Origin of the sequence: Aromatoleum evansii, assembly GCF_012910805.1 — a bacterium.
Lineage (GTDB): Bacteria > Pseudomonadota > Gammaproteobacteria > Burkholderiales > Rhodocyclaceae > Aromatoleum > Aromatoleum evansii.
Map to the genome: position 1 here is coordinate 44,699 of NZ_WTVK01000022.1, position 13,028 is coordinate 57,726.

14 protein-coding genes are annotated in these 13,028 nt (G+C 67.6%); 7 read left to right on the forward strand and 7 right to left on the reverse strand.

Translation table 11 applies throughout. The features are described 5' to 3' along the window. Positions 1-106: 106 nt before the first annotated feature. Genes GO615_RS13070 through GO615_RS13085 form a run of 4 tightly spaced genes read left to right on the forward strand, consistent with a single transcriptional unit; the run spans position 107 to position 4,028 of the window. Positions 107-889, forward strand: coding sequence for an ABC transporter ATP-binding protein (locus GO615_RS13070; protein WP_169128669.1), 783 nt, complete (start codon positions 107-109; stop codon positions 887-889). 46 nt (positions 890-935) lie between these two features. Then, complete coding sequence (locus GO615_RS13075; RefSeq protein ID WP_169128671.1) at positions 936-1,982, forward strand: GlxA family transcriptional regulator; 1,047 nt, start codon at positions 936-938, stop codon at positions 1,980-1,982. Next, positions 1,976-2,989 (forward strand): arginine N-succinyltransferase, encoded by a 1,014-nt coding sequence (locus tag GO615_RS13080; RefSeq protein ID WP_169128673.1) that lies wholly within the window; start codon positions 1,976-1,978, stop codon positions 2,987-2,989. The genes GO615_RS13075 and GO615_RS13080 overlap by 7 nt, the downstream gene beginning before the upstream one ends. Next, positions 2,976-4,028, forward strand: coding sequence for an arginine N-succinyltransferase (locus GO615_RS13085; RefSeq protein ID WP_169128675.1), 1,053 nt, complete (start codon positions 2,976-2,978; stop codon positions 4,026-4,028). Before GO615_RS13080 ends, GO615_RS13085 begins: the two co-directional genes overlap by 14 nt. Before the next feature lie 78 nt (positions 4,029-4,106). Here the strand turns inward: GO615_RS13085 and GO615_RS13090 are convergent, their stop codons facing one another. Beyond that, positions 4,107-4,502 carry a nucleotidyltransferase substrate binding protein gene (locus GO615_RS13090; protein WP_169128677.1) on the reverse strand — a complete coding sequence of 132 codons (396 nt, stop codon included), beginning with the start codon at positions 4,500-4,502 and terminating at the stop codon, positions 4,107-4,109. Beyond that, on the reverse strand, positions 4,490-4,780 hold the full coding sequence (locus tag GO615_RS13095; protein ID WP_169128679.1) for a nucleotidyltransferase family protein: 291 nt from the start codon (positions 4,778-4,780) through the stop codon (positions 4,490-4,492). Before GO615_RS13095 ends, GO615_RS13090 begins: the two co-directional genes overlap by 13 nt. Before the next feature lie 138 nt (positions 4,781-4,918). Here GO615_RS13095 and GO615_RS13100 point away from each other — a divergent pair, with 138 nt between their 5' ends. Further along, positions 4,919-5,806, forward strand: a complete 888-nt coding sequence (locus GO615_RS13100) for a hypothetical protein (protein ID WP_246262264.1) — start codon at positions 4,919-4,921, stop codon at positions 5,804-5,806. A gap of 110 nt (positions 5,807-5,916) precedes the next feature. Here GO615_RS13100 and GO615_RS28880 read toward each other — a convergent pair whose 3' ends face one another. Continuing rightward, on the reverse strand, positions 5,917-6,069 hold the full coding sequence (locus tag GO615_RS28880) for a hypothetical protein (RefSeq protein ID WP_246262265.1): 153 nt from the start codon (positions 6,067-6,069) through the stop codon (positions 5,917-5,919). Between the two features lie 21 nt (positions 6,070-6,090). Between GO615_RS28880 and GO615_RS13105 the strand changes: the two genes are divergently transcribed. Continuing rightward, positions 6,091-7,122, forward strand: coding sequence for a Fic family protein (locus tag GO615_RS13105; RefSeq protein ID WP_246262266.1), 1,032 nt, complete (start codon positions 6,091-6,093; stop codon positions 7,120-7,122). A 50-nt stretch (positions 7,123-7,172) separates the two neighbouring features. Here GO615_RS13105 and GO615_RS13110 read toward each other — a convergent pair whose 3' ends face one another. The 4 genes from GO615_RS13110 to GO615_RS13125 form a co-directional block, all read right to left on the reverse strand. Then, the gene (locus tag GO615_RS13110; protein ID WP_169128683.1) at positions 7,173-7,463 is read right to left on the reverse strand and encodes a type II toxin-antitoxin system RelE family toxin; all 291 of its coding nucleotides are present in this window, start codon (positions 7,461-7,463) and stop codon (positions 7,173-7,175) included. Continuing rightward, positions 7,453-7,698: a type II toxin-antitoxin system Phd/YefM family antitoxin gene (locus tag GO615_RS13115; RefSeq protein ID WP_169128685.1), complete on the reverse strand. Its 246-nt coding sequence runs from the start codon at positions 7,696-7,698 to the stop codon at positions 7,453-7,455. The genes GO615_RS13110 and GO615_RS13115 overlap by 11 nt, the downstream gene beginning before the upstream one ends. A 115-nt stretch (positions 7,699-7,813) precedes the next feature. Then, positions 7,814-11,098 (reverse strand): DEAD/DEAH box helicase, encoded by a 3,285-nt coding sequence (locus GO615_RS13120; protein WP_169128687.1) that lies wholly within the window; start codon positions 11,096-11,098, stop codon positions 7,814-7,816. A gap of 141 nt (positions 11,099-11,239) precedes the next feature. Further along, the gene (locus GO615_RS13125; RefSeq protein WP_169128690.1) at positions 11,240-11,671 is read right to left on the reverse strand and encodes an Lrp/AsnC family transcriptional regulator; all 432 of its coding nucleotides are present in this window, start codon (positions 11,669-11,671) and stop codon (positions 11,240-11,242) included. Between the two features lie 167 nt (positions 11,672-11,838). Between GO615_RS13125 and GO615_RS13130 the strand changes: the two genes are divergently transcribed. Next, a complete protein-coding gene (locus tag GO615_RS13130) occupies positions 11,839-13,020 on the forward strand; it encodes a KamA family radical SAM protein (RefSeq protein ID WP_169128692.1) in 1,182 nt (393 codons plus the stop codon). Positions 13,021-13,028: the final 8 nt, after the last annotated feature.

Here is a 13,028-nt window from a genome sequence, read left to right on the forward strand (position 1 = left end):
TAACACCGCGACTCTCGGACGGATCAGCGTCGATGATACGCACAACTCCCGTGCCAGGCAGGACGTGCTCAGAAGCGCTGGGCCCGCCGTCACGCAAGGAAACGCAATGAACCAGACCGCTACCGTCGAACAGGTCCGCGTCGAAGACTTGCACAAGTCCTACGGCGACAACGAGGTGCTGAAGGGCGTGTCGCTGTCCGCGAACTCGGGCGACGTCATCAGCATCATCGGTTCCTCTGGCTCGGGCAAGAGCACCTGGCTGCGCTGCATCAACTTCCTCGAGAACCCCACCTCCGGCCGCATCGTCGTCGGCGGCAAGGAAGTGGGCCTGACGCGCAACCGCAAGGGCGACCTCGTCGTCGCCGACCCGAAGCAGTTGCAGCAGATCCGCACGCGGCTGTCGATGGTGTTCCAGCACTTCAACCTGTGGAGCCACATGACGGTGCTGGAGAACGTCATCGAGGCGCCCATCCACGTGCTGGGCATCCCCAAGGCCGAGGTGATGGAGCGCGCCGAGCGCTACCTCGAGCGCGTGGGCGTGTGGAACCTCCGCAATGCCTACCCGGCCCACATGTCCGGTGGCCAGCAGCAGCGCGTCGCGATCGCGCGTGCGCTGGCGATGGAACCCTCGGTGCTGCTGTTCGACGAGCCGACCTCGGCGCTCGACCCGGAGCTCGTCGGCGAAGTGCTGAAGGTCATGCGCTCGCTCGCCGAGGAGGGGCGGACCATGCTCGTCGTCACGCACGAGATGGGCTTCGCGCGCGAAGTCTCCAATCACGTGATCTTCGTCCATCGCGGCCGCGTGGAGGAGGAGGGCAATCCGAAGGAAGTGCTGGTGCGCCCGCAGAGCGAGCGACTGCAGCAGTTCCTGTCGGGCAGCCTGAAGTAATCGCGCGTTCGCGTCGGCGGACGAGCGCAGCCAAGGGGCGGCCACGATGCGCTGGGACCGACCCGTCGACGCGGAGCGCGGTGCACCGCCGCTCGATGTCGCCGTGCTGCTGCTGCCGCCGGTGTCGCTCGGCACCCTGGGCGCCATCGTCGACCCCTTCGTCGAGGCCAACCGGGTGGGCGGGCAGCGCTATTACGCCGTGCATCTCGTCTCGGCCGACGGCGCCCCGGTCGCACTGCCGGGCGGCGGACGCCTGTCGGTAGGCGGGGCTCTCTCGTCGCTGGTGCGTTGCGATGCCCTCGTCGTGGCCTCGGACCTGCACCAGCCCGGCGCCAACGCGGCGGACATCGTCTCGCAACTGAAGCGCATCGCGCGCGTCGGCGCCGCCTTCTGCGGCAACCGCGGCGGTGCCGGCTGGCTCGCGGCGGCGGGCCTGCTGGAAAACCGCCGTGTCGCCGTGCATTGGGAAGACATGACGCTCTACCGCGAGCGCCATCCCGAGCTGGTGCTGTGCGCGACCCTGTACGAGATCGACGCCGACCGCCTCACTGCCTCCAGCAGCCAGGCGACGCTCGACATGATGCTGTGCGTCATCGCGCAGCAGCTCTCGCCGCGGCTCGCCGACGACGTCGCACGCCAACTCGGGCTCGACCGCATCCGCCCCGGCCACGAGAAACAGGCCGTGCCGGCGACGAGCCGCATCTCGCAGCATCCCCCGAAGCTCACCGAGGCGCTGCTGGTCATGGAAGCCAACCTCGAGGAGCCGCTCGGCTCGGACGAGATCGCCGAATGCGTGGGCATCTCGCGCCGCCAGCTGGAGCGCCTGTTCAAGCAGAACCTCGACATCCTGCCGTCGCGCTACTACCAGGAACTGCGGCTCGAGCGCGCGCGCCAGCTCATCGTGCGCACGCAGCAGTCCATCGTGCAGATCGGCCTGTCCTGCGGCTTCTCGTCCGGCTCGCACTTCGCGACCGCCTACCGCGCCCATTTCGGCATCACGCCGCGCGAGGACCGCTCGCGCGCCACGCTCACCGGCAGCCAGGCAACGGAAACCCGCGCCGCCGGCGCGCCCCCCACGGAGCCCTCATGCTGACGATCCGCCCCGCCCGGCTTTCCGACCTGGAAGCCCTGGCCGAGACCGCGGCGCGCGCCGGCGCACCCGACGTCTCGCTGCCGAACGACCCCAGGCTGCTCGAACGCCTGATCGCCCTGAGCGAGGACTCGTTCGCCGCCGACATCGACTTCCCCGGCGAGGAGCAGTACCTGCTCGTCGCCACCGACGACGATGCGCTCGTCGGTGCGATGCTGGTCGCCGCCGCCGCGGGCTATCCCGGCGCCGACTACTCCTTCCGCAACGAGACCATCATCCATGCCTCGCCCGAGCTGGGCGTGAATCACCGCATGTATGCACTGACGCTCAGCCACGAGCTCTCCGGCTTCACGCTGCTGCGCCCGCCGCTGGTGGCCCATGATGGCCGCCGCGCCCGTGTCGAGCGCGCGCTCGTGCAGGCCGCGCTGGCCTTCATTGCGGCGCATCCCGGGCGCTTTGCCGAAGACCTGATCGCGCCGCTGCCGGGCATGGTCGACGACGAGGGCGAATCGCCGTTCTGGTCCGCCGTCGGCAGCAAGTTCTTCGGCGTCTCCTACCGCGAGGCCGAGCGGCTGGCGCTGGGCAAGGACCGCAGCTTCATGGCTGAGCTGATGCCGCACCATCCCATCTACGTGCCGCTGCTCCCCGAGGGCGCGCAGAACGTGCTCGGCCAGACCCGCGCCGGCTACATGCCGACCTACGGCCTGCTGATCGACGAGGGCTTCGAGGCCGAACGCTACGTGGATGTGTTCGACGGCGGGCCGACCTTCTGCGTCAAGCGCGGGCTGGCGCGCTCCATCCGCGTCGCGCAGCAGCTTCCGCTGGTGGTGGATGGCACCATCGGGCGCAGCGAACCCGAATGCCTGCTTGCGAACGGGGAAGCGAGCCGCTTCCGCGCCGTGCTCGCGCCCGCGCTGCGGCGCCCCGACGGCCGCCTCGCGACGACCGCGGATGCTGCGAGCCGGCTCGAACTGATCGACGACGACGAGGTGTGCTGTGTCCCGGCATGAACAGGCTTCCCTTCCCGCTTCCGCCGGACGCTTCATCGTGCGCGTCGCGCGTGCGGACGACGCCGCGGCCTTCCATGCGCTCGTGATCGAGGCGGACGGCGCGCTCGAGCGCCATGCCGAATCGCCCGAGGCCAGCCGCGCGACGCTGGAGCGGGTGGAGCGCAGCCTGGCCGGCAAGGCGAGCGACGCAGAGCGCGGCTACATGCTGCTGCTGGAAGATTGCGCGAGCGGCGAAGTCGCCGGCTGCGTGCAGCTCGTGTGCAGCATCGGCCTCGACCAGCCGTTCTACGACTACCGCCTGGGCAAGATCGTCCATTCCAGCTCGCGCCTGCAGTCCTGGCGCTGCCACGACGTCCTGTACCTGTGCAACGACCTCACCGGCTGCAGCGAACTGCACAGCCTGTACGTGCGCCGCGCCGCGCGTGGCATGGGCGGCGCGGCGCTGCTGACCAAGGCGGCGCAGCTTTTCATCGCCGGCCGACTGGCCGAATTCGCCCCGCGTACCATCATCGAGATGCACGGCGTGCGCGGTCCCGACGACACCTCGCCTTTCTGGGAAGCGGTCGGGCGGCACTTCTTCAAGGTCGACCAGCGCGGTGCCGAGCGCCTCGTCGCGCAGGGTCGCAAGGCCTTCATCGCCGAGCTGATGCCCAAGCACCCGGTCTACCTGAGCCTGCTGCCCGAATCGGCGCAGGCCACCGTCGGCGGCATTCACCCGGTCGTCGCCGGACTCGTGCCGCTGCTGGAGCAGGATGGCTTCCACTTCGAGAACCATGTGGACATCTTCGATGCGGGCATGGTGCTGGAGGCGCACACGCGCACGCTCAACGGTGTCGCGAACAGCCGCGAGCTGCTTGCGGACGCCGACGAGGCGGGCGAGGGCGCGCAGACATGGTGGCTCGCGGCCGGGGAAGGGGAGGGCTTCCGCGTGATGGTGGGAGCGGGCGCGCCCGAGGGCGAATGCCTGAGCATTTCGCCGGAGGTAATGCGCCGACTCGGAATGGTCGCCGGCGGCAAGGTCCGCGCGCTGGCGGTGTAGGAACGTAGGGCGGTGGATCGGCGGGACGCGCTTTGCTCCTCCCTCCCCACGTTTGTGCCTTTACGCACAAACGATCGTCTATGCGCCCGAGTCTGTGAGCGCCTCGAGCCAGCGCCGCAACAGCCCTGCGTGGAGCGGCAGGCGGCTGAAAATCGCGATCGCCAGTTCCTCGTTGTACGTGTGCGAGGTGAGATTGCGGTCGTCGATCATGTCCATTGCGGCGCGGGCGTCGTCTTCGGTCATGAGTCCATTCTGCGCACAGGCGCGGACAACCGGCTTCGGGCTGGCGAGTTCGGTTCCGTAGCGCTCGGACAACACGCCGCGGGCCGCTTTCCAGCATGCTTCGACCGTGTATTCAAAGCGCTGGATCGCCGCGTCGCGTTCGATCAGGCTCGGCGACGCGATGCCGGCGAGCTGCTCCAGCGAAGCCAGGGCACGCGCCGCCTGTTCCAGCCGGTGTGTCAATCGGTCCATGCGACTCCCTCAGTCTTGATCGCGTCGCGCAAGGTCTTGCCGGCCTGCGACAGATCGATCAGATCGACGTCCAGAAGAATGCTGGATTCGGCGAGAAGCTCCCGCAGTTCGGCGAGCGTGCCGGCGGGAAGTTCGGTCAGCGGCTCCACCGCGATGTCGATGTCCGACCAGCGCCGCGCATCGCCGCGCGCGCGCGATCCGAAGAGCCACAGGCGTGCCTGATCGGCGGGCAGGAGGCTCCGGATGATGTCATGCGCGGTCTGGATATCGCGATCCATGGCCATTCAACGAGGCTTGCGTCAGCAGTGGATGAGTTGATCTTACGACAGCCGGGGGTATCGATCAAAACACCGCTGATTCTTGGAACGTTGAGCAGTCGCATTCATGTCTGTTGGTCGTTGTCGCAAGGCGGCCGCATGGGACTGGGAAATGACGCTCGCTGGCAGAACGGGCCCTGCTTCGAAACCTTCCCCTTTCCCGACGCCACCGCCGCCCAGCAATCCCGCATCCGCGACCTCGCCGAACAGATCGACGCTCACCGCCGCCGCGTTCTTGAATCGTCCGTGGGACGGGATACCCCGTTCGCCCTGAGCCCGTCGAAGGGCGTCGGCATCGAAGGGGCTTCGACAGGCTCAGCCCGAACGGTTTCAGGTGGCACAGGCGCCGCGTCCGCCGCCGCACTCACGCTGACCGGCATGTACAACGTGCTCGAAAAGCTCCGCAGCGGCGAGGCGCTATCCGCCAAGAACAAGCTCATCCACGAGCAGGGCCTGGTGTCAGTGCTGTGCGAACTGCACGACGCGCTCGACACCGCGGTGTTCGACGCCTACGGCTGGAACGACCTCGCCGCCAGCCTCGTCGGCCGCCCCGGCGCGACGACCCCGCTGCCCGACAAACCCGAGGCGCAGGCGGAAGTCGAGGAGGAACTGCTGCGCCGCCTCGTCGAACTCAACGCCCAGCGCGCCGCCGAGGAAGCGCGCGGGCTGGTGCGCTGGCTGCGTCCGGACTACCAGAACCCCGGCGCCGCGACCGCGCCGCAGCAGGTCGAAGCCGAGCTCGGCGCAGCGGACGAAGCGGAAGCTGCGCCCGCCGCCGCGCCCGCGGGCAAGCTCGCGTGGCCGAAGAACATGCGCGAACAGGTCGCCGCCGTGCGCGCCGCGCTCGCCCGCCAGAGCCTGCCGCCTGAAGCGGTCGCCAGCCAGTTCAAACGCTCCCCGAAAGCCGCCGTGCTGTCGGTGATCGAGGCGCTGGAAGAGCTGGGCATGGTGCAACGCGAGGGCGAGGCGTACCGGCTGCAGGGGTGAGCGGCGCGGCGACGGTTCCATTATGATGCCAATGGCACCGGACATTCCTGTGGACAAAAATTCGCCTCAAACAACGCCAAGCAATTGATATTACGATATAAGCTGCCATATCAGTCACGGACATTCCAGCGGACATGATCGCCCCAGAAATCCCCGACATCCGGCTTCGCGTCGACACCGACCGTTTCGGGCCGGTGCTGTTCGAGATCGGCGTCGATCCAGAACAACTCCGTCTGACGATGCAGCGCGTCGAGGATGCCCATACGCGGTTTGCGCACTCCCCCTTGGCGCAGGTCGCCAACAAGCTCGAACGCGAGGTCATCGCAAGCAGCATCTACGGGACCAACACGATCGAAGGTGGCGCCCTCACCGAGGACGAAACCCGCGCGGCGATGGATCTCGACCCTGCACAGGTGCAGGAGATCGAGCAGCGGCGAGTGCTCAACATCAAGGCTGCTTACACGCGGGCGCGGCAGGCTGCACTTGATCCGGCGTGGGCGCTCTCGATCGATTTCATTACCACCATCCACGGGTTGGTCACCCAGGACGTCCCCCACGCCGACAACCGGCCGGGGCTGATCCGAAACAACCCGAAAGGCCGCATTACGCACGTCGGCAGCCCGCAGCATGGCGGGCGATACAAGCCGCCTCAGTATGAGCGCGACATCTGGCGGCTGCTGGAGGGTTTGATAGCCTGGCACCAACAACTCGTGGAAGCCGGGGTTCATCCGCTAGTGCGTGCGCCGCTGGTGCATTACTACTACGAACTGATCCATCCCTTCTGGGATGGCAATGGGCGTGTGGGGCGGGTCATCGAGGCCACGCTGCTGCAGGCAGCCGGCTACGAGTACGCCCCCTTTGCATTGGCGCGCTATTACCTCGACAACATCGACGCTTATTTCACGCTGTTCAATACCTGCCGCAAGGCGGCCGAAAAGCATCAGTCGCATCCGAACACGGCCTTCGTGCTGTTTCACCAAGAGGGGATGCTCCTGACGATCAACGCGCTGCATGATCGCGTCAATCGTCTCGTCAGCATCCTGCTTTTCCAGAGCCGGACGCGTGAGCTACTGGACAGCAAGGCGATCAATTCGCGCCAATACACGATCGTGTCGCAACTGCTGACCCAGGGCCGCCCCGTGCCGCTTGGCGAACTTCGGCACACGCCGTGGTATGCGAGCCTCTACCTGAAGCTGAACGACAAGACGCGTAGCCGCGACCTGAAGAAGCTCAGAGAGCTGGAACTGCTCGTTCTCGATCAGGAGGACCAGTTGTGGCCGGGCTGCGTGCAGGTCCGCAACCCCAGAGCGCTGTGACCCTCCTGGCTCGCGCGTCGTTGAACGAGCTGGGTGCGATCAAGGCGGGGCTATTCTTCGAGCCGCCCCTGCGATTGCGTATAGACGTGGTTCCGGTCCCGGCGCCCCACGGCAATCACGGTCACGAAGACGACATCCTCGTCGACGCGATAGACGAGTCGGTAACCGACGCTTCTCAGCTTGATCTTGAAACAGTCGGGCATGCCCGCGAGTGCGGCCGAGGGAACACGAGGGTTGGCCAGCCGCTCTTCCAGCTTCTTCTTGAACTGTGCGCGCAGGCTGCCGTCGAGATTTTTCCACTCCTGCAGCGCGAGTTCGTGAAAGCGCAGCCTATAGGTCATCGAGACCGACCTCGACGAACGGGCCGTCGGCGCGCTCGCGCACCGTCCGGGCGTCTTCGAGGTCTTCGAGGTAGGCCATCAGCCGCTCGTAGTGCGCGGCCGAGAGCAGGTAGGCTTCGGGCCGGTTGTGGTTCAGGACGGCCACGGGACAGTCGTCGGCCTCCCTGAGAATGCCCGCGAAGTTGCGTTTGAGCTCGGTCACGCTCACCGTCATGCTGGCGATGATCTTGTCCATCGGGCACCTCGTTGAAAAAAGACATCAAATTTGATGGCAAATATAGCATGCCGATGCTTGGAAGAAGGCGCGTTCGCCGAGTGCTTGCGGCGCCACGCGGCCGTCCGCAGCTGACTCAGGCCGTCGCGGCCGGCAGCGGTGCGAGCAGCGCGGCGATGTCGTCCGCGCCGAACTTCGCGAGCGCGTCGGCGTCTTCCGACAGCACGCCGGCGGCGAGCGCCGCCTTGCGGTCCTGCAGCGCGAGGATGCGTTCCTCGATGCTGCCGGCGCAGATCAGCTTGAAGACGAACACCGGCTTGTCCTGGCCGATGCGGTGGGCGCGGTCGGTGGCCTGGTTTTCGGCGGCGGGGTTCCACCACGGGTCGTAGTGGATCACTGTGTCGGCCGCGGTGAGGTTGAGGCCGACGCCGCCCGCCTTCAGGCTGATGAGGAACACGGAGGCGCGCCCCCGCTGGAAATCCTCGACCGGCGTGCGACGGTCGCGCGTGTCGCCGGTCAGGCCGACCCAGCTGATCCTGGCGCGGTCGAGTTCGGCGGCGATCAGCGCGAGCATCTGCGTGAATTGCGAGAACACGAGGATGCGGCGGCCCTCGGCGATCAGCTCGGGGAGCATGTCCATCAGGTAGTCGAGCTTGGCGCGCTCCTTGACCCTGGCCGCGGCAGCCGTGCTCTTCAGCAGGCGCGGGTCGCAGCACACCTGGCGCAATTTCAGCAGCGCGTCGAGGATCACGATCTGGCTGCGCGCGAAGCCCTTCGCGGCGATCTCGTGGCGGATCTTGTCGTCCATGGCCGCGCGCACGGTCTCGTACAGGTCGCGCTGCCCGCCTTCGAGGCCGACGCTGCGCACGATCACGGTCTTGGGTGGCAGCTCCTTCGCGACGTCTTCCTTGCGCCGGCGCAGCATGAAGGGCTTGATGCGGGCGGCGAGGAGGTCGCGCCGCTGGGTGTCGCCGCGCTTTTCGACCGGCGTGCGCCACAGGCGGGTGAAGTCCTTGCTGGTGCCGAGGAAGCCGGGCAGCAGGAAGTCGAACTGCGCCCACAGCTCGCCGAGGTGGTTTTCCAGCGGCGTGCCGGTCAGGCCGAGGCGATGGCGGGCGCGCAGCTGGCGGATGACCTGGGCGCCCTTGCTCGCGGCGTTCTTTACCGTCTGCGCCTCGTCGAGGATCAGCAGGCTCCATTCGTGCGCCTGCAGCGCGTCGGCGTCGCGCCACAGCAAGGGGTAGGTGGTGAGCGCGACGTCGATGCCGTCGAGCTGCTCGAAACGGCTGTGGCGGTCGGGGCCGTGCAGGTTGAGCACGCGCAGGCCGGGCGTGAAGCGTGCCGCTTCGGCCTGCCAGTTGAACACCAGCGAGGTCGGCAGGATCACCAGAGCAGGCCGGTCGAGCCGCCCGGCGTGTTTTTCCGTGAGGAGGTGGGCGAGCGTCTGCGCGGTCTTGCCGAGGCCCATGTCGTCGGCGAGGATGCCGGCCAGATCGTGGCGCACGAGGTGTTGCAGCCACGCGAGCCCTTCGAGCTGGTAGGGACGCAGCACGGCGTTGAAATCCGCGGGAGCGGCGACGGCTTCGATGCCGCGGGCGTCGCGCAGGTGGTGGGCGAGCTCGGCGAGCGCGTCGCGACCGCGCCCGGGCAGGTCGAGGTCGGCCAGCCGCGCAGCGTCCAGACGCGACACGCGCAGCGCCCCTTCGGGGCGGTCGAACAGGTCCACCAGCGCACCGACGAGCGGCTTGAGGCGCCCGGCCGCGATGCGCAGCCGGCCGAGGTCGTCGTGGTGCAGGATGATCGCCTCCTCGTCGGCGATGCGATGGAGGCCGCCGCCCAGCCAGCGCCCGTCGCGCCCGAAGAGTTCGGCCAGCAGCGGCGCGAGGGCGAGCGTGCGGCCGTCGACCTCGATGCCGGGCGAGATGTCGAGCCAACCGCCATCGGCTTCGTCGACGTCGAGCGTCACGTCGGTGATGTCGATGGCGTGGTGGCGGAAATCGGGCGGCAGTTCGATCGCCCAGCCTTCGGCGCGCAGGGCAGGGATTTCGTTTGCCGTGAACGGGCCCCAGGCGTCCTCGCTGGCGAGGCCGAAGGCATGTTCGGGGAGGGCGCCGTAGGCGCTGGAGACGCTGCGCAGGCCCACCTTGCCCAGCCCGGCCTGACCGAGGCGCCGGAGGGCGGCCGATTCCGCCTTGGTGTCGCGCTGCAGGCGGGCACTGCGGCCGTCGGGCAGGGTGTGGAACATCGGCGCGTTGCCGGGCGGGATCGTCAGCGGGCCGTAGCGGAACGCGAGCGTCGCGTAGTCGAACAGCGTCGCGCCATAGCGCGGGTAGTTGCGGAAGTGGACGTCGTATGTGGAGAGCGTGTCGATGCGCAGCACCGGCACGGGCGGGCCGGACAGTTCCAGTGGCGGTTCGCCGAGCGTGCTCGGCAATGGCAGGGCAGGGGCGAGTTCGGCCAGCGTCGCGCTGATCATCTCGGCTTCGACCGGCGTCAGCGGCGGCAGCCACAGCAGGCGCACGACATGTTCGGCGGGGGCGTCGAGGGTGACGGGGCCGATCTCGTTCGCCTTGCGGTCCACGTACCAGGGCGGCAGCAGCGGCAGCACGACCTCCGCCGGAGGCGTCAGGCGCAGTCCCGGCGCGCGTCGCCCGTCCGCAGTGCTGTGCCACTCCGGCGACCCGGCGCGTGCTTCGCCCAATCTCAGCGGGGTTGTGCCAAGGTCATTGAAATGCGTGCGTCCGCAGCGCGCGAGGCGTGCCATCAACTGTTCGGCGTTGCGGCCATCGAGCGGCAGCGCGTCCTGGAAGAAGCGCCCGCGCGGGCGTTGGCTCCAGAGCAGGCCCAGGATCTCCAGGTCCGCGTCATTGACGAAGGACGGCGGCGTGTCGAGCGCGCGCTCGATGTTCTGCCAGCTCTCGGCCTGTCGAACCGAACCGTCGCGGCCGCGCCGCGCCTTGAAGCAGGTGATGGCGTACTGCTGGTAGCCGTTGTGGAAGCGGATCAGATAGAGGAGCGCGTGCTGCGCGGTGGGCGCGGGCTTGCGCGTCGCCGGCGGCTGCTGTGCCGTGATGCCGCGGAATGCCTCGATCCAGGCGAGGATCTGTTCGCGCGGGCGTGATGGATCGCTGCTGCGCACCGTGAGCCAGCGGAGCAGGGTCGCGGCGACGTGCTTGCAGTCGATGGCGACGGGGCAGGAGCAGTATGAGACGGGTCGCGCGGAACGGGAATGCGAGGCGCCCATGAATTGCACCACCACCTGGTAGGGCCGCGACCGTGTGCCCTGGACGCGGGCGCGCAGGGTTTCGCCATCGCGGGCGAGGTCGGATACCGCGCCCAGATAGGCGCGCCCCTTGGCGACCTCGTGGGGCCCGAGCCAGCGTGTGATGTCGGTTTCGGTGCAGGTGTCGAGGATGCTCATTGGGTCGGAGGCGAGGAGCAGGGGAGCGGGGCGCTTGCGTGACGCCGGTGTGTCAGTCGGGGCGGGATTCGCGGCGCCGCCGTAGAACGAAGGATGGGCGGCTCACCGCCCTCGGCTCGGCTTACGTGCAAGTCGCACGGATCAGCCCGGCCGGTCGAGCTTCGTCGATAGCAGGATGGTCGAGAAGGTATCCACCACGCCCCGGATCGCGCGCACGCGGTCGATCACCGCGTCCAGCTCGTGCGTGGTCTCGGTTTCCAGCATGCCGCACAGGTCGTAGCGGCCGCTGACCGAGTACAGCTTGGTGATCTCGTGGCGCTTCCTCAGCGCGCGCACGACGTCCGGCTCGTTCTTCGATTCGATCGAGATCAGCACCATCGCCTGGATCGAACGCGTCGACTGCGGCTTCGTCACGCTGACCGTGTAGCCGCTGATCGTTCCCGAATCTTCCAGCGCCTTCAGGCGCAACTGCACCGTGCTGCGCGCACAGCCGAGCGCCTGGGCGATCTTCACGACCGGCAGGCGGGCATTCACTTTGAGCAGCTCGATGAGCTGGCGGTCGAGGTCGTCCATGGGTTTTGCAGGGTAAAAATCAGATTGTCCGAACCTCGGTCATTTTGACCGATTCACGGGCATATTCAAAGTCACTTTGCCTGTTCAGGCCGGCGCGGCCCATCCCTAAACTCGTCTTCGTCAGGCCCCAGCGGCCATTCATAACGACGAACAAGAGGGACAGGAAAATGCTGCAGAAAGTCGTGATCTCGCCACGCCAGCTGCTGACGCGCGCCGAACTGGAAGCCTACGATCCGGCTTCCGAACCCTGGCAGAAGCAGTTCGCCCGCCGCTATACCCACCACTCCGAGCTGAAGGACGTCCTGAACAACATGGAGGACGTGAACGGGACCGTGTACGAGAAGTTCGCGGTGTCGATCACGCCCTACATGGCGCAGCTGATGGACCCGAACGACCCGAACTGCCCGGTCCGGCTGCAGTACCTGCCGTCGCGCCACGAGGAGCAGAAACCCGGCTTCCACACCCTGCTCGACGAACTGGGCGAGGAGGGCGACACCGTTCCGGGCACCAGCGTCGTGCACCGCTACCCGCGCCGCGTGCTGTTCCTGGTGTCGAACACCTGCTCGACGCTGTGCCGCTTCTGCACCCGCAAGCGCATGGTGTCGCAGCCGAGCGGTTCCGTGCACAAGGACGAGATCGAGCGCTCGATCGACTACATCGCGAGCAACAAGGACATCGACGACGTGCTGCTGTCGGGCGGCGATCCGCTGACCTTCGACGACGAGCGCCTCGACTACATCCTTGGCGCCATCCGCGAACGGGCGCCGCACGTGCGCTTCCTGCGCATCGGCTCGCGCATGGTCGTGCAGCTGCCGACCCGCGTGACGCCCGAGCTGTGTGCGATCCTCGAGAAGCATCGCGTGCAGATGGTGAACATCCACATCAACCACCCGAAGGAGATCACGCCGCTGCTGCGCGAGCGCGTCAAGCTGATCCAGAAGGCCGGCATCATGATGGGCCTGCAGACGGTGTGCCTGAAGGGCGTGAACGACGACGTCGGCGTGCTGCGCGAGCTCTTCATGCAGGCGATCGAGATGGGCGTGCGGCCGTACTACGTCTATTCGACCGACATGGTCGAGGGCGCGCACCACTTCATCGTGCCCTACCACCGCATGCTCGAGCTGTACGAGGGCATCCGCGGCTGGATCAGCGGTCCGGCGGTGCCGACCTTCGTGGTCGATGGACTGGGCGGGCTCGGCAAGCTGCCGATCATCCCGACCTATGTGACCGAGGAGATCCGCCGCGACGGCCAGGGCACGACGATCAAGTGCCGCAACTACAAGGGCGACACCGTCGAGATGCCGGGCCTGGGCCTGGATTTCCGCGTCCCGTCGCAGAGTCGCGCGTAAGGGGGCCG

What these genes read in the sequence shown, in the direction of transcription:
- GO615_RS13070 (WP_169128669.1), top strand. Translation starts at nt 107, where the DNA reads ATGAACCAGACCGCTACCGTCGAACAGGTCCGCGTCGAAGACTTGCAC.
- GO615_RS13075 (WP_169128671.1), top strand. Translation starts at nt 936, where the DNA reads ATGCGCTGGGACCGACCCGTCGACGCGGAGCGCGGTGCACCGCCGCTC.
- GO615_RS13080 (WP_169128673.1), top strand. Translation starts at nt 1,976, where the DNA reads ATGCTGACGATCCGCCCCGCCCGGCTTTCCGACCTGGAAGCCCTGGCC.
- GO615_RS13090 (WP_169128677.1), bottom strand. Translation starts at nt 4,502, where the DNA reads ATGGACCGATTGACACACCGGCTGGAACAGGCGGCGCGTGCCCTGGCT.
- GO615_RS13095 (WP_169128679.1), bottom strand. Translation starts at nt 4,780, where the DNA reads ATGGATCGCGATATCCAGACCGCGCATGACATCATCCGGAGCCTCCTG.
- GO615_RS13100 (WP_246262264.1), top strand. Translation starts at nt 4,919, where the DNA reads ATGGGACTGGGAAATGACGCTCGCTGGCAGAACGGGCCCTGCTTCGAA.
- GO615_RS28880 (WP_246262265.1), bottom strand. Translation starts at nt 6,069, where the DNA reads ATGGGCATCCTCGACGCGCTGCATCGTCAGACGGAGTTGTTCTGGATC.
- GO615_RS13110 (WP_169128683.1), bottom strand. Translation starts at nt 7,463, where the DNA reads ATGACCTATAGGCTGCGCTTTCACGAACTCGCGCTGCAGGAGTGGAAA.
- GO615_RS13115 (WP_169128685.1), bottom strand. Translation starts at nt 7,698, where the DNA reads ATGGACAAGATCATCGCCAGCATGACGGTGAGCGTGACCGAGCTCAAA.
- GO615_RS13120 (WP_169128687.1), bottom strand. Translation starts at nt 11,098, where the DNA reads ATGAGCATCCTCGACACCTGCACCGAAACCGACATCACACGCTGGCTC.
- GO615_RS13125 (WP_169128690.1), bottom strand. Translation starts at nt 11,671, where the DNA reads ATGGACGACCTCGACCGCCAGCTCATCGAGCTGCTCAAAGTGAATGCC.
- GO615_RS13130 (WP_169128692.1), top strand. Translation starts at nt 11,839, where the DNA reads ATGCTGCAGAAAGTCGTGATCTCGCCACGCCAGCTGCTGACGCGCGCC.